This is a genomic window from Wolbachia endosymbiont (group A) of Trypoxylon clavicerum, assembly GCF_947251665.1.
GTDB classification, from domain to species: Bacteria; Pseudomonadota; Alphaproteobacteria; order Rickettsiales; family Anaplasmataceae; genus Wolbachia; species Wolbachia pipientis.
In genome coordinates this window covers 524,361-544,632 of the sequence record NZ_OX366374.1, presented here as the reverse complement: position 1 = coordinate 544,632, position 20,272 = coordinate 524,361, and the positions used below count along the sequence as shown (strand labels likewise).

The 20,272-nt window shown below is 34.2% G+C and carries 18 protein-coding genes and 3 pseudogenes; 12 read left to right on the top strand and 9 right to left on the bottom strand.

Going from position 1 to position 20,272, the window contains the following annotated elements:
• Positions 1–61: 61 nt before the first annotated feature.
• Positions 62–325, top strand: a pseudogene (locus OPR60_RS02720) (M48 family metalloprotease); the annotation flags it as partial.
• Here the strand turns inward: OPR60_RS02720 and OPR60_RS02715 are convergent.
• Positions 311–1,063, bottom strand: a complete 753-nt coding sequence (locus OPR60_RS02715) for an IS5 family transposase (protein ID WP_265039901.1) — start codon at positions 1,061–1,063, stop codon at positions 311–313. The pseudogene OPR60_RS02720 and the gene OPR60_RS02715 sit on opposite strands and share 15 nt — an antisense overlap.
• Positions 1,064–1,142: 79 nt before the next feature.
• Between OPR60_RS02715 and OPR60_RS02710 the strand changes: the two are divergent.
• Positions 1,143–1,307 (top strand): annotated as a pseudogene (locus OPR60_RS02710) (M48 family metalloprotease); the annotation flags it as partial.
• A 13-nt stretch (positions 1,308–1,320) separates the two neighbouring features.
• Here OPR60_RS02710 and OPR60_RS02705 read toward each other — a convergent pair.
• The gene (locus OPR60_RS02705) at positions 1,321–2,073 is read right to left on the bottom strand and encodes an IS5 family transposase (RefSeq protein WP_265039632.1); all 753 of its coding nucleotides are present in this window, start codon (positions 2,071–2,073) and stop codon (positions 1,321–1,323) included.
• Between the two features lie 81 nt (positions 2,074–2,154).
• On the opposite strand from OPR60_RS02705, the pseudogene OPR60_RS02700 reads away from it, so the two are divergent.
• Positions 2,155–3,048, top strand: a pseudogene (locus tag OPR60_RS02700) (tetratricopeptide repeat protein); the annotation flags it as partial.
• Between the two features lie 27 nt (positions 3,049–3,075).
• On the opposite strand, the gene OPR60_RS02695 reads toward OPR60_RS02700, so the two are convergent.
• From OPR60_RS02695 to OPR60_RS02685, 3 genes are all read right to left on the bottom strand, one after another.
• Positions 3,076–3,405, bottom strand: a complete 330-nt coding sequence (locus OPR60_RS02695) for a TrbC/VirB2 family protein (protein ID WP_065094548.1) — start codon at positions 3,403–3,405, stop codon at positions 3,076–3,078.
• A gap of 95 nt (positions 3,406–3,500) precedes the next feature.
• Positions 3,501–4,235: a 3-oxoacyl-[acyl-carrier-protein] reductase gene (gene fabG / locus OPR60_RS02690; protein WP_065094549.1), complete on the bottom strand. Its 735-nt coding sequence runs from the start codon at positions 4,233–4,235 to the stop codon at positions 3,501–3,503.
• A gap of 203 nt (positions 4,236–4,438) precedes the next feature.
• Positions 4,439–5,251 carry a transposase gene (locus OPR60_RS02685; protein ID WP_265040287.1) on the bottom strand — a complete coding sequence of 271 codons (813 nt, stop codon included), beginning with the start codon at positions 5,249–5,251 and terminating at the stop codon, positions 4,439–4,441.
• A gap of 227 nt (positions 5,252–5,478) precedes the next feature.
• Here OPR60_RS02685 and OPR60_RS02680 point away from each other — a divergent pair, with 227 nt between their 5' ends.
• Positions 5,479–6,999, top strand: a complete 1,521-nt coding sequence (locus tag OPR60_RS02680; protein WP_174525401.1) for an HlyD family type I secretion periplasmic adaptor subunit — start codon at positions 5,479–5,481, stop codon at positions 6,997–6,999.
• A 384-nt stretch (positions 7,000–7,383) separates the two neighbouring features.
• On the opposite strand, the gene OPR60_RS02675 is transcribed toward OPR60_RS02680, so the two are convergent.
• Positions 7,384–8,136 carry an IS5 family transposase gene (locus OPR60_RS02675; RefSeq protein ID WP_265039975.1) on the bottom strand — a complete coding sequence of 251 codons (753 nt, stop codon included), beginning with the start codon at positions 8,134–8,136 and terminating at the stop codon, positions 7,384–7,386.
• Positions 8,137–8,788: 652 nt separating this feature from the next.
• Here OPR60_RS02675 and coxB point away from each other — a divergent pair.
• The 5 genes from coxB to OPR60_RS02650 all read left to right on the top strand — a co-directional run bounded on the left by coxB (position 8,789) and on the right by OPR60_RS02650 (position 15,710).
• Positions 8,789–9,553, top strand: a complete 765-nt coding sequence (coxB, locus tag OPR60_RS02670; protein ID WP_065094994.1) for a cytochrome c oxidase subunit II — start codon at positions 8,789–8,791, stop codon at positions 9,551–9,553.
• A gap of 15 nt (positions 9,554–9,568) precedes the next feature.
• On the top strand, positions 9,569–11,119 hold the full coding sequence (gene ctaD / locus OPR60_RS02665) for a cytochrome c oxidase subunit I (protein WP_265039974.1): 1,551 nt from the start codon (positions 9,569–9,571) through the stop codon (positions 11,117–11,119).
• A 1-nt stretch (position 11,120) separates the two neighbouring features.
• Positions 11,121–12,008, top strand: a complete 888-nt coding sequence (locus OPR60_RS02660) for a heme o synthase (protein WP_265039973.1) — start codon at positions 11,121–11,123, stop codon at positions 12,006–12,008.
• A 176-nt stretch (positions 12,009–12,184) separates the two neighbouring features.
• Positions 12,185–12,622, top strand: a complete 438-nt coding sequence (gene rnhA / locus OPR60_RS02655; protein WP_065094991.1) for a ribonuclease HI — start codon at positions 12,185–12,187, stop codon at positions 12,620–12,622.
• Entirely contained in the window at positions 12,615–15,710 is a 3,096-nt protein-coding gene (locus OPR60_RS02650) for a DUF3971 domain-containing protein (protein WP_265039971.1), read from the top strand. The genes rnhA and OPR60_RS02650 overlap by 8 nt, the downstream gene beginning before the upstream one ends.
• A 327-nt stretch (positions 15,711–16,037) precedes the next feature.
• Here the strand turns inward: OPR60_RS02650 and OPR60_RS02640 are convergent, their stop codons facing one another.
• The gene (locus tag OPR60_RS02640) at positions 16,038–16,616 is read right to left on the bottom strand and encodes a hypothetical protein (protein WP_265039967.1); all 579 of its coding nucleotides are present in this window, start codon (positions 16,614–16,616) and stop codon (positions 16,038–16,040) included.
• Positions 16,617–16,725: 109 nt separating this feature from the next.
• Here OPR60_RS02640 and OPR60_RS02635 point away from each other — a divergent pair, with 109 nt between their 5' ends.
• Positions 16,726–17,478, top strand: a complete 753-nt coding sequence (locus OPR60_RS02635) for an IS5 family transposase (protein ID WP_265039965.1) — start codon at positions 16,726–16,728, stop codon at positions 17,476–17,478.
• Positions 17,479–17,909: 431 nt separating this feature from the next.
• Here OPR60_RS02635 and OPR60_RS02630 read toward each other — a convergent pair whose 3' ends face one another.
• Positions 17,910–18,722: a transposase gene (locus OPR60_RS02630; protein ID WP_265040287.1), complete on the bottom strand. Its 813-nt coding sequence runs from the start codon at positions 18,720–18,722 to the stop codon at positions 17,910–17,912.
• A gap of 76 nt (positions 18,723–18,798) precedes the next feature.
• A complete protein-coding gene (locus tag OPR60_RS02625; RefSeq protein ID WP_265039964.1) occupies positions 18,799–18,945 on the bottom strand; it encodes a hypothetical protein in 147 nt (48 codons plus the stop codon).
• Between the two features lie 438 nt (positions 18,946–19,383).
• Here OPR60_RS02625 and OPR60_RS02620 point away from each other — a divergent pair, with 438 nt between their 5' ends.
• Positions 19,384–19,971 carry an NADH-quinone oxidoreductase subunit J gene (locus tag OPR60_RS02620; protein ID WP_065094386.1) on the top strand — a complete coding sequence of 196 codons (588 nt, stop codon included), beginning with the start codon at positions 19,384–19,386 and terminating at the stop codon, positions 19,969–19,971.
• A complete protein-coding gene (gene nuoK, locus OPR60_RS02615) occupies positions 19,962–20,270 on the top strand; it encodes an NADH-quinone oxidoreductase subunit NuoK (protein WP_006012916.1) in 309 nt (102 codons plus the stop codon). The genes OPR60_RS02620 and nuoK overlap by 10 nt, the downstream gene beginning before the upstream one ends.
• Positions 20,271–20,272: the final 2 nt, after the last annotated feature.

The window sequence follows — 20,272 nt, the reverse complement described above, 5'->3', positions numbered from 1 at the left end:
TTTGTATAATTTAAGTGTTAAAATATAGAATTTCTATAAATTATACAAGCACAGAATTTTCATGTTTAGAGTTGCTAAGTTTTTGACCTTATTGTTCTTTTTTGCATATTATAATAATGCTTACTCTATTAACATTATTAGAGATAGTGAAGTGGAAGCAATAGTGAAAGAGCTAGCGCAACCTTTATTTTCTGCTGCGGATATTGATCATGAGCAAATAAAAGTTTTTATAATTAATGACAATTCGATTAATGCTTTTGTAATTAACAATAACAGTATTTTCATTCATTTAGGCTCTGTGGACAAAATTTTAGAGAAGCCATACAAGAGCTCCAACAAAATTGAGAAAACCAATAAAAACCTCAGCAGTTTTATCAAATCTGGAAAAAATGCGCCTAAAATTTTTAATTTTACCAAAAAAACACTCAATCAAATGACGTTCTTTGTAGATATGCTCATCGTAATACCTTTGCACTTTTCGATTCCGTTTTGGCGGAATAACTACTGTACATCCCTTGTCTTCAAGACTTGTAACAAAGGCATTGCTATCGTAGCCCTTGTCAGCTACTACAGTAGAGTTATAGATACTTTCGGTCAACACTTGTGCCTGCGTAATTTCATTTCTTTGACCAGGAGTCAGAGTAAATTTAAGTGGATTTCCAAGTGCATCGACAAGCGCATGTATTTTAGTTGTAAAGCCACCTTTGCTCCTCCCTAAAGCTTCTTGATCCTTGGAGTTTTTTGTATATCCAGATGAACATGGATGGGCTCGGATGATCGTACCGTCGATTATAGCAGCTTCTAAATCAGGCTCTTGTTTAGTATATTCAAGCAATTTTTTCCAGACATCTCTTTCACACCATCTTTTAAATCGCTTATGTATACTCCTGTAATTACCATAAGTTTTTGGTAAAAGTCTCCATTGGCAACCACTTCGCACTATGTACCACACTGCCTCTATGAATATTCTTAAACGTTTTTCATCTTTGCTGTGCATTCCTTTTACGCTTTTTATGAACTCTAAAATTTGTTTCCAATTTTCCTCTTTGATGTAATATTGCATATGGTAGTTTCTCCATTTTTTACCTATTAGGCTAAACTACCATCTTTTTCTCTCTTTTCATATTTTTTGTCCACAGAGCCTAGGACTTTTACAATATTCGGCTAAACCTTATGTCCTGCTTGGTATATTAGCACATGAGATTGCTCACATATCTGCTGGTCATATATTGCAAATGAGTAGTGCTATGGGTTATTTTCAATCGATAGCAATGATTAGTTATATGGTAGGATTAGTTTCTAGGCTCTGTGGACAAAATTTTAGAGAAGCCATACAAGAGCTCCAACAAAATTGAGAAAACCAATAAAAACCTCAGCAGTTTTATCAAATCTGGAAAAAATGCGCCTAAAATTTTTAATTTTACCAAAAAAACACTCAATCAAATGACGTTCTTTGTAGATATGCTCATCGTAATACCTTTGCACTTTTCGATTCCGTTTTGGCGGAATAACTACTGTACATCCCTTGTCTTCAAGACTTGTAACAAAGGCATTGCTATCGTAGCCCTTGTCAGCTACTACAGTAGAGTTATAGATACTTTCGGTCAACACTTGTGCCTGCGTAATTTCATTTCTTTGACCAGGAGTCAGAGTAAATTTAAGTGGATTTCCAAGTGCATCGACAAGCGCATGTATTTTAGTTGTAAAGCCACCTTTGCTCCTCCCTAAAGCTTCTTGATCCTTGGAGTTTTTTGTATATCCAGATGAACATGGATGGGCTCGGATGATCGTACCGTCGATTATAGCAACTTCTAAATCAGGCTCTTGTTTAGTATATTCAAGCAATTTTTTCCAGACATCTCTTTCACACCATCTTTTAAATCGCTTATGTATACTCCTGTAATTACCATAAGTTTTTGGTAAAAGTCTCCATTGGCAACCACTTCGCACTATGTACCACACTGCCTCTATGAATATTCTTAAACGTTTTTCATCTTTGCTGTGCATTCCTTTTACGCTTTTTATGAACTCTAAAATTTGTTTCCAATTTTCCTCTTTGATGTAATATTGCATATGGTAGTTTCTCCATTTTTTACCTATTAGGCTAAACTACCATCTTTTTCTCTCTTTTCATATTTTTTGTCCACAGAGCCTAGTATTATCATTAACCCTCAGGTTGCTGGTGCAATTTTGCTTAGTGGTGTAGCGTTTAGTTCAAGGCTATTTTTTAACTATTCTCAAGAGCAAGAAAGTGTAGCAGATAGCTATGCTTTAAGGTATCTTGATGAATCTGGCTATGATAATTCAGGTATGAAAGAGATTTTTGATTATTTTAAAAGTATTGAGCATGAGAACACCGAGGAATATTTCCGCACTCACCCACTTAGTGAGAAACGTATATTTGCTGTACAAAATTATAAGGTTAAAAACAACGTAAAACCAATTTTTGCGGATAAGTTACTAAAGTTTGAGCGTGTGGTTGCCAAGCTAGACTCTTTCTTTGCTCCTATTCATGTGTTATCTAATAAATATGAAAATAATTCTGAGTATGTAAATGCTATAGTTTGCTATAGGCAAGGAAAGATAGAAGAGGCTATTGCTAAAGTTAATTCATTGATTCAAGAGTCACACAGTGATCCATACCTATATGAATTAAAAGCAGAAATGCTATACAAGGCCGGAAATTTAAGTGAAGCAATAAAAATGTATGAGGAATCGCTTAGGTATTTATCTGAGAAAAACAGTTATTTAGTGAAACTTGCATTATCTCATACTTTATTATTACACGGTGATGCAAAAAAGGCGATTTTTTACCTGGAGCAGATTTTGAATGTAGAACCAAATAACGCTTTTGTCTGGAAATATTTAAGCATTGCATATAAATGTGAAGCTGATACGGCAATGCATTATTTTGCCTTGACAAAAAAGGCTTGTATTGAAGGTGATTTAAAGCAATTTACAAAATATGCTGAGCTAGCTGTTAAAACTCTACCAAAAGATAGCCCTTATTTGTTGCAAGTTGAAGATATGAAGCGGTTTAATGGATAACAAAAAAGCATTTCTGCACTTTTTGGATTATTTTTGTCCACACTTTTCCAACATAGTTTTTGCTTCATCGCTTACGTTGGGCATAATTTTCGTTATGATAGTTTTAGCGCCAAAAAATACACCACAGAACACGCCAAGAGCAAAGAGGGCTGGCCACGGCATCCTGCCAAATATTGCAAGCAAAGCTGCACCAATTATTACTACCGTCATAAGTGGACCGCCTATCCCCCAAACATAACCAATAATATTGCATATTACTTTAGTTGTGTCATCCATATCAGGGTCAGCTGCATAACCTGAGAAAGAGAAAAGCAATACTACGCAAAAAACACTAAAAAATTCCATTATAGAGCTCATTTTTTTGCCTCTAAATAATAAATTAACGTAAACCTAAACCTACACATATTTTTGTTTTAAAGTAAAAATTATAATTTGTCCATACATAAGTGTTGCTACATAAATAACCCACCATTAATGTTAAGCACATGCCCTGTTATATATTTTGCTTCATCACTTGCTAAAAATAAGACCCCTGCTGCTATTTCTTCCCCTGTTCCCATTCTTTTCATTGGAATATTATCTAATATTTTTCCCTTTTGCACTTCATTTAAAACTTCAGTCATTTTAGTATCTATAAACCCAGGAGCAATACAATTTACTGTTATATTACGACTTGCAACTTCTTTTGCTATAGATTTGCTCATAGCTATTATTCCAGCTTTAGACGCCGCATAATTTGCTTGCCCGGCGTTTCCTGTCAGCCCTATTATTGAGGAAATATTTATAATTCTTCCCCAATTATTCTTAATTAGTTTTCTGCATGCTTCTCTACTCAGCTTAAATGTAGAGCTCAAGTTAATATCAATTACTTTTTGCCATGCTTCATCTGTCATTCTCAATAATAAACTGTCTCGCGTAATACCCGCATTGCATACGAGCCCGTCAAAGCCTTCCATCAGCTCACTTGCTCTATTTATTAGTTGATTTACTTCCTCAGCATTTGATAAATCACAAGGGAGTACATGCATGTTTTTTTCATATTGTTTAGCAACTTCTTCGAGCACTTCTTTTTTTGTGCCAGAAATACATAAAGTTGCTCCGGCTTTGTGCATAATTTTTACAATTGCTTGCCCTATTCCGCCTGATGCGCCAGTGATCAGGAACTTTCTGCTTTCCAATCCAAACATAATAACTTTATATTATCTTAATTCCTAACAGAATATTGACTAGTTGGCAATAGATTTCTTACATAATATAAGTAACTCAGATATTCACAAAATAAAGGAAAAGTTATAATAAAGTTAAACATCAAAAAATTTTAAAAACATAAGACCTGCTGCGAATCAAGCGATAAAAAAAAGGAAAGGAGGGTGAATAAAATCAAGGTTAACTAAAAGGCGTGCTTAAGATTTACAATACCAGCAATAATATTGAACCTCAAGTTATATTTTTTCTGAAAATTGCGATAAACATTCGACATAATCTTAAATATCTTTATCTCTCGGATCTTATTTTCTACTCTCATTCTAAATGATGCTAACCTTCTATTATGCTCTTTCTGCTCTGGAGTTAATGGCTTTTTACGATACTTTTTATATGGAATTATAACATTGCTTTGCAATTTTTGCCAACCTTGATATCCAGAATCAGCATGTTTTATGCTATCAAGTGGTAAATATTTTTCTTGTTTCCTTATGCGAAAATCACTAATTCTACCACGGTAAGACTTTGACACTGATAAAATTCTTCCTCCTTCTTCGATAATAATCTCAGTTTTCATAGTGTTGGTTCTTTTTTTTCCTGAATATGATTTCTTCCGTTTTTTACTATCTTCTGGCCTCTGTATTTGCTGTTCTGTAACATCAGCCAAAATCTTCAGTATTTTTTCTGGCGTCATACTTCTATCTTTTGTTATAGTCACTTTTTTGGCGAGTAATGGCTCTATTCTCTTAAGTAACCTACATACATTTGCGTTGTGCACATTGAATAGGCATCCTAAAAATCTATGTGTTATGTAAGTGCGATAGTACAAAATTACGCAAAACAACTTATCTTCCAGAGTTGGTAGTTTTGATCTTCTACCATGACACTTTTTCTGTTTTTCAAGTTTTTTCCATCCAGACCTCACTTTTTCTACTACTTTTTCGAACTCCTCTATACTTAAACCTGTTATATTACGAAAGTTTCTTGGGTGTTTTTTCATATTATAGTAACTAAAGCTCATTTTTTTTCCTTACTTGATCTGCTTATTCTTCTTCTACCCCTCTCACATCATTTTTTCAATCACCTTTTGCAGCAGGTCTATAGTTGATGCAGGAATTGTTACTAAATAGTTTATTCTGGTGCTCTACAGTCTAAATGGAATGCTTAAATTATAGATTCTTTGTTTTTGTGTGTTATCTTGAGTTAACACAAATTCACAGTAGTATTATGATAAGTAAGTTGAAAAAGCTTAGCACTGGATTTTCTTTGACAGGCCTGATTGGCCATAGTGATAATATAAATATGCAAGGAGCAAAAAATAAAAAGAAGAAGTACCCAAAGTTTTTAGATAAGACGTTCGCATTGATTGATGCGATGATAAATTTTATTTTAAAACGCGAAAGTAATAACGTAAATGAAGTCCTGAAAGTAACATGGGGACCACTATTTTTTGGTCTGGTAGTAATACTCATCTTTTTTGGGATAGGTGGTATTTGGTCGGCTATAGCTCCAATTGACGGTGCGGTGCATGCAAGTGGAGAAGTTATTGTATCTTCAAATAGAAAAATAGTTCAACACTTGGGCGGAGGAATAATAAGCAAAATTTTAGTAAAAGAGGGTCAAGCAGTTAAAAAAGATGAGCCTCTAGTTTTGTTGAGTGATGTTAACGAGAAGGCGAATTTAAGTATCATCAAAGAGAAGCTCTTATCATTTTTAGCAACAGAAGCAAGGCTTCTTGCAATCAGAGTAGATTTGGACACGCTCGAGTTTCCTGATGAGGTTAAAAAATTATCTCACGATGAACTTGTAAATAAAGCGATAAAGAATCAAGTAAAGTTGTTCAACTCTCAGAGAAAGAGCATATTGGGAAAAACAGACATACTGCAACAACGTATAAAGCAGTTAAATGATGAATTAGCGGGGCTAAACTTTCAACTAAATGCAGCTCATAAGCAATATGACTTGATAACTGAGGAGTTGGAAACAAAAAGACAATTACTTGATAGTGGCCATATAAGCAAACCACACATTTTAGCTTTAGAAAAGCAGTTTGCTGAAATTGAAGGCAGAGTTGGACATTACCGTTCTGCAATATCTCAAGTGCAGCAAAAAATTGGAGAGAACGAATTAGAAATTATAAACGTGAGAAATGATTCTCAAGAAAGAGCAAACGCTGAACTTAAGGAAGTTAGTACGTCTATTGCAGACTTGAAAGAGAGACTGATGGTTGCTGAAGATTCATTAGCACGTACAATAATTAAATCGCCTCAAGATGGGATAGTCACAGATATAAGATACCATACTGAAGGTGGTGTTATACAATCTGGAGTTCCGATCATGAGCGTAGTGCCATCGGATGATGACCTAATAATAGATGCTAAAATTCAGACCAGAAACATAGAAGAGATACTGTCAGCACAAAAGAAAGATAGCAATATAGTCTCTATTGATGGGCTAGAAGGGCTAAAGGTTAAAGTTCGTTTAAGTGCTTACAGTGCACGTCGTTTAAGTTTAATTAATGGTATAGTAAGCAATATTTCTCCCGATGCCCTTGATGATCCAAGGCTAGGGCGTTATTATTCAGTACGTGTAGTGATACCAAAACCAGAGCTTGCTCAGTTTAAAAACGTATACCTATACCCTGGTATGCCAGCAGAAGTGTACATAGTTACTCAATCCCGTACTCTTTTATCATTCTTGTTTACGCCTATAATTGCAACAGTCGATAGGTCTTTTATAGAAAGGTAGCTCACTCGTTAAAGTAGTAGTGAAAGTGCCGTAATAAAATTTAGGTACATAATTAGACAATAGGCTTCTTGCACTACCTCCCAGTGTCATTCAATAGAAACGAAAAACCTACTTGACACCCTTCGCCAGCGCCCTTATCATGATAGTGAAGCTATTGTATTTGCTTTCGCCAATCTGCAGATTAAAAGGTAAGGATTACTTAATGTATCGGCGTCTTATGTTCAATTTTTTGCAGTATATAGATACTGTATGTCTTTACAAAACTTCATCTACATCTAGATTTTTATCTAAATAAGCTGAACGCGCTTATAAAGCGTTACAAGACATCAAAAAATGCCAATACTTGACAGAGATAGTAAAAGACTAGGCTCTGTGGACAAAATTTTAGAGAAGCCATACAAGAGCTCCAACAAAATTGAGAAAACCAATAAAAACCTCAGCAGTTTTATCAAATCTGGAAAAAATGCGCCTAAAATTTTTAATTTTACCAAAAAAACACTCAATCAAATGACATTCTTTGTAGATATGCTCATCGTAATACCTTTGCACTTTTCGATTCCGTTTTGGCGGAATAACTACTGTACATCCCTTGTCTTCAAGACTTGTAACAAAGGCATTGCTATCGTAGCCCTTGTCAGCTACTACAGTAGAGTTATAGATACTTTCGGTCAACACTTGTGCCTGCGTAATTTCATTTCTTTGACCAGGAGTCAGAGTAAATTTAAGTGGATTTCCAAGTGCATCGACAAGTGCATGTATTTTAGTTGTAAAGCCACCTTTGCTCCTCCCTAAAGCTTCTTGATCCTTGGAGTTTTTTGTATATCCAGATGAACATGGATGGGCTCGGATGATCGTACCGTCGATTATAGCAACTTCTAAATCAGGCTCTTGTTTAGTATATTCAAGCAATTTTTTCCAGACATCTCTTTCACACCATCTTTTAAATCGCTTATGTATACTCCTGTAATTACCATAAGTTTTTGGTAAAAGTCTCCATTGGCAACCACTTCGCACTATGTACCACACTGCCTCTATGAATATTCTTAAACGTTTTTCATCTTTGCTGTGCATTCCTTTTACGCTTTTTATGAACTCTAAAATTTGTTTCCAATTTTCCTCTTTGATGTAATATTGCATATGGTAGTTTCTCCATTTTTTACCTATTAGGCTAAACTACCATCTTTTTCTCTCTTTTCATATTTTTTGTCCACAGAGCCTAAGAGATGCCAAAGACCTTCATGAAACTTTGCCCATTTGGCTTCTCTAAAGATTTCGTTTACAGAATCTAGTAACTCAGCTATGCAGAATGAAAAAAGTTTGTATGGTATACAAATAGTGTGCTTTTTTATAATTATTTTCTATAATGCATAAACCTTTGGTCCAAGCTATAAATGCTACCATAGGCATTAAAAGTTAATTAACAAACTGCAATGTATAATGAAATAAAGACACTTGCAAGATTTTGATCTTGCAAATCATAAACTTATCATAAAGTTTAATAGTGTCTGTTACTGCTTTTAGGTGTGAGGCTAGAGGGTTATTAGCAGTAACAGACACTATTAAACTTATTATAGAATTTACTTAAAGTAAATACTTAATTTAAAATATTATAATATTTTTACTTACAATAGATTTATGTAAATGCTTTTTTCCTCAAATTAGTATTGTACTATTATACTTGTTGAATGCTAAAAAATTATTAACCATCACTAATCTCTATTTGCATAGTAAGTTTATATATACTATTATACAGTATATCACTTAGTTTTATAGCAAACAAACAAAAGATATGGTGAAGTTATTTGCACTATTGATAATATTTTACTCAAATATATCTGTTGCCTCTGCTCCTACTTCCTGGCAATTTGGATTTCCTGCTCCTGCAACTGAAGTAATGGAGGCTGTAGTTAGGTCACATTCGTTTGTGATGCTTGTGATGGTTGCAATAATGCTCTTTGTGTGGGCGCTGCTTGCTTATATAGCGTTTCGCTTTCGTAAAAGCAAAGTAACAAACATAAGTAAAACTACCCATAGTGTTCCTTTAGAAATTATTTGGTTTGTTATACCAACTATCATTGTTGGAATATTAGCCTTTGAAAACGCTAAATTACTGAAGCTACAGGAAGAAATACCGAAAGCTGATATAACACTAAAAGTTATTGGCCATCAATGGTATTGGAGCTACCAATATCCAGAATATCAAGGTGTGTCATTTGATAGTTATATTAAGGGAAAAGAAGACTTTATCGAAGGAGATTTAAAGCTATTCTCTGTTGATAACAACATCGTTTTACCCGTTAATGCTAACGTTCGTTTACAAGTTACAGCAGGAGATGTGATACACAGCTGGGGAGTACCAGCTTTCGGTGTAAAAATTGATGCAATACCAGGAAGGCTGAATGAGGCGTGGTTTAATATCAAAAAGCCTGGTGTTTATTACGGGCAGTGCTACGAATTGTGTGGTCAAGGCCATGGATTTATGCCAATTGTTGTTGAAGCAGTAAGCAAAGAAGATTTTAATAAGTGGATTGAAAATAGAAAATTAGTGAGTTAAATTTGGAGTATAGATATGAGTGACGTACCAAAGGGCATAAAGCGTTGGTTGTTTTCCACTAATCATAAAGACATAGGGACACTGTACATTATTTTTTCCATATTAGCTGGAATTATTGGTGGATTATTATCGGTGATTATTCGCACTCAGCTAATGCACATTAATATACTTAACAATAACTATCAATTATATAACGTAATGGTTACAGGGCATGCGTTGATAATGGTGTTTTTTATGATAATGCCAGCCCTCATGGGAGGATTTGGTAACTGGTTTGTGCCTCTTATGATCGGTGCACCCGATATGGCATTTCCTCGTATGAATAATTTAAGTTTTTGGTTATTAGTGTCATCTTTTATTTTGCTCATTCTCTCAGCATTTGCTGGCGAAGGTGCAGGTACGGGTTGGACTTTATATCCACCTTTATCACAGGTAATGTCCCATCCAAGTGCAGGAGTTGACCTTGCTATACTTGCACTTCATGTTGCTGGTATGTCGTCAATTGTTGGGGCGATCAACTTTATAGTTACTATATTTAACATGCGCGCAAAAGGCATGTCATTAACTAAGATGCCACTATTTGTTTGGTCTGTCTTGCTAACAGCATTTATGCTGATTGTCGCCTTACCAGTGCTTGCCGGTGCTATAACTATGCTTCTTACTGATCGCAATATTGGTACTTCCTTTTTTGATCCTGCCGGTGGTGGCGATCCTGTGTTATTTCAACATCTATTTTGGTTTTTTGGTCATCCAGAAGTTTACGTAATTATTTTTCCTGCATTTGGCATCATAAGTCAGGTTGTATCAACTTTTTCTCACAGACCTGTATTTGGTTACATAGGGATGGTTTATGCAATGATAGGTATAGCAGTATTTGGCTTTATGGTTTGGGCTCATCATATGTTCACTGTTGGGCTTAGTGCTGACGCTGCTGCATTTTTTAGCACTACCACAATTTTTATCGGTGTTATAACCGGTATAAAAGTCTTTAGTTGGATTGCAACTATGTGGGGCGGAGCAATTGAGTTTAAAACCCCTATGCTATTTGCGTTGGGTTTTATTTTCATGTTTGTTGGCGGTGGCATAACGGGAATAATTCTTTCTCATGGTGGAATAGATAAGCTCCTGCACGACACCTATTATGTTGTTGCTCACTTCCATTATGTCATGTCACTTGCTGCATTATTTGGAGCTTTTGCTGGCTTTTATTATTGGATTGGTAAAATGTCGGGTAAACAATATAATGAGCGCTTAGGTCAAATCCACTTTTGGCTTACTTTTATTAGCACCAATATCACTTTTTTACCTCAACATTTTTTAGGATTAGCTGGTATGCCAAGGCGTATACCTGATTATCCTGATGCGTTTATCTCTTGGAATTATATATCCTCAATTGGTTCGTATATGTCCTTTGTTTCAGTTATGTTTTTTGTGTTTATAGTTATACATCTCTTCAAATGGGGCAAAAAAGCTGGAGATAATCCTTGGGAAGGTGACACCTTGGAATGGACGGTATCTTCACCACCGCCTTTTCATACTTTCGAAAAACCACCAGTGATAAAATAGAATGCATACAAGTGTTTTGCTCAATGTTGAATCAACAATACTGGATTTTTGGCGTTTGCTGAAGCCAAGGATAATGTATCTTGTGGTATTTACTGCAGTTGCTGGTATGGTTACTGCACCAGGTAGTATACACCCTTTTCTAGCACTAATATCTCTTATATGTGTTGCTCTTGGCTCAGGATCTGCAGGTGCTATAAATATGTGGTATGACAAAGACATAGATCTGCTCATGGAAAGGACAAAAAACCGCCCTATACCTTCAGGTAGAGTTTCTGCAGAAAGCGCGCTTGAATTTGGTATAACTCTTGGAATATTGTCAGTATTTATCATGGCAATAGCAGTAAATTATATTTCTGCTGCTTTGCTTGCAGTTAGCATATTATTTTACGTTTTCGTATATACAATTTGGCTAAAAAGGCGTACTCCGCAGAATATCGTTATCGGTGGTGCAGCAGGTGCTTTTCCTCCAATGATTGGCTGGGCAGCTGTAACTAATTCTGTCAGTTGGGAAAGTTTCATTTTATTTTTAGTAATTTTTATGTGGACTCCGCCACACTTTTGGGCCCTATCTTTAAATAAGTCTGAAGACTATGCAAAGGCATCGATTCCAATGTTCAATATTGTTTATGGTCCGGAAAAAACAAGAAAATATATATTAATTTATAGTGTCTTGCTGGTGCTAACTAGCTTGCTTCCAGCTCTATTCTTGAAAAAGGCTTTACTTTATCTAAGCATGGCAATTTTTGTAGGTTGCATCTTTATTTGGTACGCTGTATCTGTTATGAAGTTCAAGAACCACAACTCACAGAAACAAATGTTTTCTTATTCAATTTCTTATCTATTTTCCCTATTTGCCAGTATTATTTTTTGTTCTATTGATTTATTTTAGTTATGAAAGAACGGCAGAAGTATAAAAACTATTTTTTACTTTTCCTTTTGGTAATGCTCGTTGTCACACTTTTTTTTGTTTCTATAATAAAATTTAAAGGTGCAGCTTAAACTACCTTTAGAAATTGTGCTTTCATAGAAGCAACTATATACTTTATTAATTCATTACAGTGAAAGATGAGCAAAAAGGAAGTGACAATATATACGGATGGGGCGTGTTCTGGTAATCCTGGAGCGGGAGGATGGGCAGCTATCATATTATTTCAAGATTATAGAAAAGACATTTATGGTAGAGAAGAAAATACCACAAATAATAAAATGGAGTTAACAGCAGTAATCAATGGACTGAAAGCGTTAAAATTTTCTTGTAATATTAATTTATATACGGATAGTCTCTATGTTAAACATGGTATAACAGAGTGGATAAATAAGTGGAAAATGAATGGCTGGAAAACAAGCAATAAAAAATCAGTAAAAAATATGGAATTGTGGAAAGAGCTAGACAACGTTGCTTCACAACACGAAATTGATTGGAAGTGGGTTAAAGCACACAGTGGCGATAAGTATAATGAGGAGGCTGATAGTTTAGCAAGAAAAGCAATAATCGATGCTTAAAAAAATTACTATATTATTTTCCGTAGCTTTATTATTCATATTGTGCTTCTTTATTTTTTTTAAGCCTTTAGGAATCAATATTAATTATATTAATTTCTATGTTAAACATAAAATATCAAAAATATTTGTTGGCTCAAGCGTTAATATGGAGAATACCTCAGTTGTTTGGCAGAAAGATGGCAAAGATCCGTATTTAGTCATTACAGATTTGGCAATAGCAAACCCTAATTTTACTATAAAAGTTCCTGAGCTTTTTGTACATTTTAAGTTAAGTTCCTTATTTAAAGCTAGCACAAATCTCTCTCAGGTTTCAGCTGATAATGTGCATGTATGTATCAAGAGAGAAGAAACTAATGTTAATCCGCAAAACTCATTAGACCTTTTGGATAATCATTATTTAAGTAATAACCGCCTTCCTTCGGTGTCATTCCAGCGCGTGACGCTGGAATCTAGAAAAAAAGAAACAAGTAGTCAAGCTACTTGGATGACAAGGACGAGTGCTGGGATGACAGGAAAAAAAGATACTGGGATGACAGGGAAGAATTTCAAGATGACAGAAAGTAGTGCAAAAAATCTATTAAAAACAATAAGGGAATTTTTTTTTGACTTAAATGCGGATTCAAAAATTGAATTTACTAACATCGCTATTAATAAAGGCACGGAAGATGAATTTTTTATTGATAAATTGTATATAGGGAAGGGGGAAGATTTTAATGTTTTAGATATTCATGTGAATACAAAAGATGGAAAGGGATTTTTGGATGATTTATCAATTACGATAAAAAATCGCAACAATTTGTTAAATGTGTACGGGACATTTTATGATCTAAAATTGGGACTATTGAGCGAGTTTTCTACATTAGTTAAAAGCTACAATTTGGACAAAAATGTAGGATTCAAAGGAAGCTTCTCAGTGAAAATTAATAAAAAGGATGAAATTGTAGATGGAAATATATACGTATTGAATACAGAAAATTATTTGAACAAAAATTTAGCCTTAACTAATGTAAATATAAATTTAACATATAGTGATGGAATTATTAGTGTAAAAAACTTCCATTTTAAGTTAAATGACACGTATCTCTCTTTAATAGGCAAGATGAACTTTAGTACAAGCCATGCTTTGCTTAGAATTAATATTAGTAAGTTTGCTGCAAAGGATTTATGTACTTATGTACCAGATGGTGTAGTAAATAGTAAATTAAAAAGCTGGTATTGTGATAATATTGATGGGAATGTTTTAAACACAATTGTAAGTTTCAATGGCAAAATTAAAAATTTATTTAATAACGATCTGTCAGATATCGTAGTAGTTGCTGATATAGAAAACGGTAGCGTAAAATTTGATGAAGATTTTGAGCAAGTAAAGGAATTAAAGGGTGATTTGATCATCAAGAATAACGATCTTGAAATTACTGTAAATAGTGCTAAGTTTCAGAATTTCACTATTAATGGTGGTGATATTGAAATGAAATCTCTCAATAAGGAAAATTCAGTTCTAACCATTAATGGCCAAGCTGTAAGTGATGCATATGGTTTATATGAGCCTATAAGATTTAAGCTGGATGATGTGGTGAAGGTTGAAAGGGATAAAGTAAGTGGAATGGCAAAATCTGTATTCAGTTTTCGCATTTTTAATCTAAATGCTGATGACAAAAAAGTAGATTTTTCGGCCAATTTTCATTCCGAAATTGACAATTTGGCCGTCTATAATGCAAGTCTTGGTAAATATGATATTAAGCTTAGTTTTGGCAGTGACTTTATAGATTTAAATGGTAGTGGTATGGTGAATAACACACAGCTATTATTTGACCTGAAAAGTAGCAATAGGAATGAAAGTTTCGCCTGGAATTTGACCGGAGATTTACCTGCTCAAATATTTAATTTTGATAGTGGCTATGTCAGTGCAAATTTAGAGTCAGTGATAAATCAAGATAAGACGGGGTATGTTAATGGTGATATAGATTTATCAGAATTTGAATCACATTCAAGCTACTTAGGGTGGAAAAATCGCTTTGAAGATCACAATAAAATTTTGTTTTCTACAAGGTTAAAAGGAGCAGGTGAATTGTTAGTAGATAAATTAGACATTGTAGGAAATGACCTAGATATAAAATTCAGCGGAAGAGTAGAAAATGGAAATTTATATTTAAATTCTAGTAGCTTTAAATTGCCTGATAATGATTTTAGTATAGAAATTGAATCAGGTAAGGAGAAAAATGCCATAACTATTTATGGTGAGGAAATTAACTTAAGTGATATTTTAGGCTTGCTTGGCAAAAACAGTAATGGATTAAATAAAGATATAGAGATTAGTATGAATGTTGACAATGTAATTATGAAAGAAGGCATCGTTATCAAAAATGCTAAGCTGAATGTAACCTGTACTAAAGGTAATTGCAATGGAAGTCAATTTACAGGGCAGTTTCTGGAAGATAGCAGCAACATACTAGCAGAATACAGTGGAATAGGGCTCGAAATATATGCGGATAATTCAGGTATGCTTTTGCGTTCCTTAGGCATTAGTAAATCAATTAAAAACGGCAAATTGTCTTTTTATCTCTCTCCTCAGAGAGAAAGTGGAGAACATTATGGTACGTTATCCATTAGCAATTTCTACATCAAAGATGCTCCACTACTTACTACTTTATTGTCGATGTCTTCATTGCCTGGCATTGTAAATGCCATAAAAAATGAAGGTGTATACTTTTATAAATGTAATGCACCTTTCTCATACAAAGACGGCTCTGTCGAAATTGAAGAATCTTGGCTTGAAGGAGCGGAATTAGGCATTAGCACTAGCGGTAAGCTCGACATTAGAAATTATAAATTCCAAGTTGAAGGACAGGTAATACCAGCATATTCAATTAATAAATCTTTGTTAAAAATTCCTATAATTGGGAAACTTCTTACTGGCGGGAAAAGTAGGGGAATCGTTTCAATAGACTATAAAGCAAGTGGTGATGACAAAAACAATAACGTATCTGTTGATCTTATCTCTTCGCTAACTCCAAACCTATTAAAGAGGTTATTGGGAGTGTTTGATCGCATTATGACAAAAACTAACAAGGCTATTGTCAGCAATTAAAGTGGTATGAAAAAAAAAATTTGGTTCAATATGACCAAAAGGGAAGTTGTTCAACAGTATCTGTTCAGCGGAGTGGCAAAATAAGGTAGACGAGAAAAGACAACTATAGGAACAAATGGGTGTCATGCAAGTAGCTGACACTGGTTTCCATTCAAAAGGGCAGTGCCCAGACACTGGGATCCAGAAAATTTGATTGTGTACTATATAGCATTTTCGATCAAAAGCTGGATTCCAGTGTCAAGCACTGGAATGACATCAAGGGGCACTGGAATTTTTGTTTCAATATTTGTACATTAGCCATGCATCTGAACAGATACTGTAAATTAGCTATAGCCCATCAGATGAGTTGTAATGGTTATAATTGTCTGATAAGTGATCTCTAACATCGTGACCTAACTCATTGGCATCAGGCTTAACATCGTGATCTAACTCATTAGCATCGAGCTTAAACAAAGAAAGATTGTCATCAGATTTTTCCTCTTTAGACCCAAATAACCATGAAAAGAGTGATGAGATAGAATCAATAATAGATTTAATTGTTGAAAAAATATTGGATAAGAAACTACTGGGTTGCTGAGTATCCTCTTCGGCTGATCCTGGTTCAGGTTCTTTTCCTGCTGTGTCATCCACATCTTGTTCAGGTTTACCTCTGCTTATGAGTGTCTTATCTAACCATTTAGATATATTCTTGTCGGGATTATGAAAATACATTTGACTTATCTCCTTATTTTCATCAATGTAAATCACTAAAGTTGTATTCTCGTTTCCCAATCCATCACATTCACTAACGAGCGATTCATGAGAGTTCTTAATGTCTTTAATAAATTGAAGTTTTTCTTCTTCTGCTGAAAGATAATCTCTGTGTTCTGCTCTATAAGTGGTGCCTTTGTATTTAAAACTAAACATTGATCCATGGTCTTCATATTCATCTACTAGGCTCTGTGGACAAAAAATATGAAAAGAGAGAAAAAGATGGTAGTTTAGCCTAATAGGTAAAAAATGGAGAAACTACCATATGCAATATTACATCAAAGAGGAAAATTGGAAACAAATTTTAGAGTTCATAAAAAGCGTAAAAGGAATGCACAGCAAAGATGAAAAACGTTTAAGAATATTCATAGAGGCAGTGTGGTACATAGTGCGAAGTGGTTGCCAATGGAGACTTTTACCAAAAACTTATGGTAATTACAGGAGTATACATAAGCGATTTAAAAGATGGTGTGAAAAAGATGTCTGGAAAAAATTGCTTGAATATACTAAACAAGAGCCTGATTTAGAAGTTGCTATAATCGACGGTACGATCATCCGAGCCCATCCATGTTCATCTGGATATACAAAAAACTCCAAGGATCAAGAAGCTTTAGGGAGGAGCAAAGGTGGCTTTACAACTAAAATACATGCGCTTGTCGATGCACTTGGAAATCCACTTAAATTTACTCTGACTCCTGGTCAAAGAAATGAAATTACGCAGGCACAAGTGTTGACCGAAAGTATCTATAACTCTACTGTAGTAGCTGACAAGGGCTACGATAGCAATGCCTTTGTTACAAGTCTTGAAGACAAGGGATGTACAGTAGTTATTCCGCCAAAACGGAATCGAAAAGTGCAAAGGTATTACGATGAGCATATCTACAAAGAACGTCATTTGATTGAGTGTTTTTTTGGTAAAATTAAAAATTTTAGGCGCATTTTTTCCAGATTTGATAAAACTGCTGAGGTTTTTATTGGTTTTCTCAATTTTGTTGGAGCTCTTGTATGGCTTCTCTAAAATTTTGTCCACAGAGCCTAGTTCATGAATACTCTTGACATTTTGTATAGCTTTAAATTTTTCTTCTTCTGAAAGGTTCTTGTGATATTTATAAAGTGTACCTTTATATTTAAATTGAAACATCGATCCACGGTCTTCATATTCATCTAATCCAGAGTTCTTGATACGTTGTATAATTTGAAATTTTTCTTCTTCTGAAAGATCTTTGCGGTATATACTACCAGTTGTATCCTTATATTTAAATTGAAACATCCATCCACGGTCTTTATATTCATCTACACCCATCTGCTTGCAAATAGCTTTATAATTTTTTTCTTCTACCTCTCGTCCAACAACATTTGCTATGAGTTCAGTATCCAGAATATTCAAAAGACCTGCTGCGAATCAAGCGATAAAAAAAAGGAAAGGAGGGTGAATAAAATCAAGGTTAACTAAAAGGCGTGCTTAAGATTTACAATACCAGCAATAATATTGAACCTCAAGTTATATTTTTTCTGAAAATTGCGATAAACATTCGACATAATCTTAAATATCTTTATCTCTCGGATCTTATTTTCTACTCTCATTCTAAATGATGCTAACCTTCTATTATGCTCTTTCTGCTCTGGAGTTAATGGCTTTTTACGATACTTTTTATATGGAATTATAACATTGCTTTGCAATTTTTGCCAACCTTGATATCCAGAATCAGCATGTTTTATGCTATCAAGTGGTAAATATTTTTCTTGTTTCCTTATGCGAAAATCACTAATTCTACCACGGTATGACTTTGACACTGATAAAATTCTTCCTCCTTCTTCGATAATAATCTCAGTTTTCATAGTGTTGGTTCTTTTTTTTCCTGAATATGATTTCTTCCGTTTTTTACTATCTTCTGGCCTCTGTATTTGCTGTTCTGTAACATCAGCCAAAATCTTCAGTATTTTTTCTGGCGTCATACTTCTATCTTTTGTTATAGTCACTTTTTTGGCGAGTAATGGCTCTATTCTCTTAAGTAACCTACATACATTTGCGTTGTGCACATTGAATAGGCATCCTAAAAATCTATGTGTTATGTAAGTGCGATAGTACAAAATTACGCAAAACAACTTATCTTCCAGAGTTGGTAGTTTTGATCTTCTACCATGACACTTTTTCTGTTTTTCAAGTTTTTTCCATCCAGACCTCACTTTTTCTACTACTTTTTCGAACTCCTCTATACTTAAACCTGTTATATTACGAAAGTTTCTTGGGTGTTTTTTCATATTATAGTAACTAAAGCTCATTTTTTTTCCTTACTTGATCTGCTTATTCTTCTTCTACCCCTCTCACATCATTTTTTCAATCACCTTTTGCAGCAGGTCTTATGTACCACACTGCCTCTATGAATATTCTTAAACGTTTTTCATCTTTGCTGTGCATTCCTTTTACGCTTTTTATGAACTCTAAAATTTGTTTCCAATTTTCCTCTTTGATGTAATATTGCATATGGTAGTTTCTCCATTTTTTACCTATTAGGCTAAACTACCATCTTTTTCTCTCTTTTCATATTTTTTGTCCACAGAGCCTAGTGTGTTATTAAAGTAAATTGTCATATAGTCTCTTGTGGTATATTGATAACTTTCTCCATCTAGTCTGCTACTTTGTGCGTTAGAACTATTGTTGCTTTTGAAATAACCAAATATGTTGTACATTTTGAGCCGCCATTAATTACTAACATACACATATTATATATTGATAAATTAAAATAGTCAAGGATAAATTAAGGATTTAGTGTATTGATTAAGCACTTAGAGAGCGCTCTGTATAATAATTTAAAATGGAGCTGGAGCTTTGTAGTACAATGTTTTCAAACGTTTAATATAATATTGACTTTACCACGATAGTTACTTTAAATTAGTAACTATTGTTGCAGTTAAAGTATCGATGCCTTTTTTCTTTTATTTTTTTGCAATTCTTAGCATTTTATCTGCTGTTTGTGTAATTAGCGTAAGAAATCCTGTGCATGCAGTATTATTTTTAATTTTTACCTTCGTTAATTCTGCAGTTCTTTTTATTCTCCTTGGAGCTGAATTCATCGCTATGATGGTGCTGATAGTATACATCGGTGCAGTTGCAGTGTTGTTCCTCTTTGTAGTTATGATGCTCGATATTGACTACATAAGGTTGCGCCAGGGTTTTGCAAAGCATTGCACTCTTGGTGCTATGTTGTGTGTTGTGTTTTTTCTAGTCATCAGCTTTGTAATCCGCAGCTCAGCACCGAATATAAGCAATGTTATAAACTATAATACCAATAATGTGAAAGCTATTGGTAATTTGCTGTATACCGACTACATGTACGCTTTTCATCTTTCTGGTATTCTGCTGCTTGTTGCAATTGTCGGTGCAATTGCTCTTACTTTGCAGGACAAGAAAAAAGGAGTTAAAAAACAGAATGTATTAAAGCAATTGACACAATCTTCATCTGTAAAATTGATTAAGGCTAAATTTGGAAAAGGAGTAGAATGGAAATAGGATTAAATCACTTTTTGATAGTTGCTGCTGTTTTGTTCACTATTGGAGTGTGCGGTATTTTCATCAACCGTAAGAGCATAATCAATATATTGTTATCAATAGAAATATTATTGCTGGCAATTAATATCAACTTAGTTGCTTTTTCTGCCTTTATGAATGATATAGTTGGGCAAATTTTTGTGATGTTTGTGTTGACTGTTGCGGCAGCAGAGTCAGGAGTTGGGCTTGCAATATTGGTTGTATATTATAGAAGCCGTGGCAATATAGATGTTGAACAAGCAAATTTAATGAAAGAATGAAA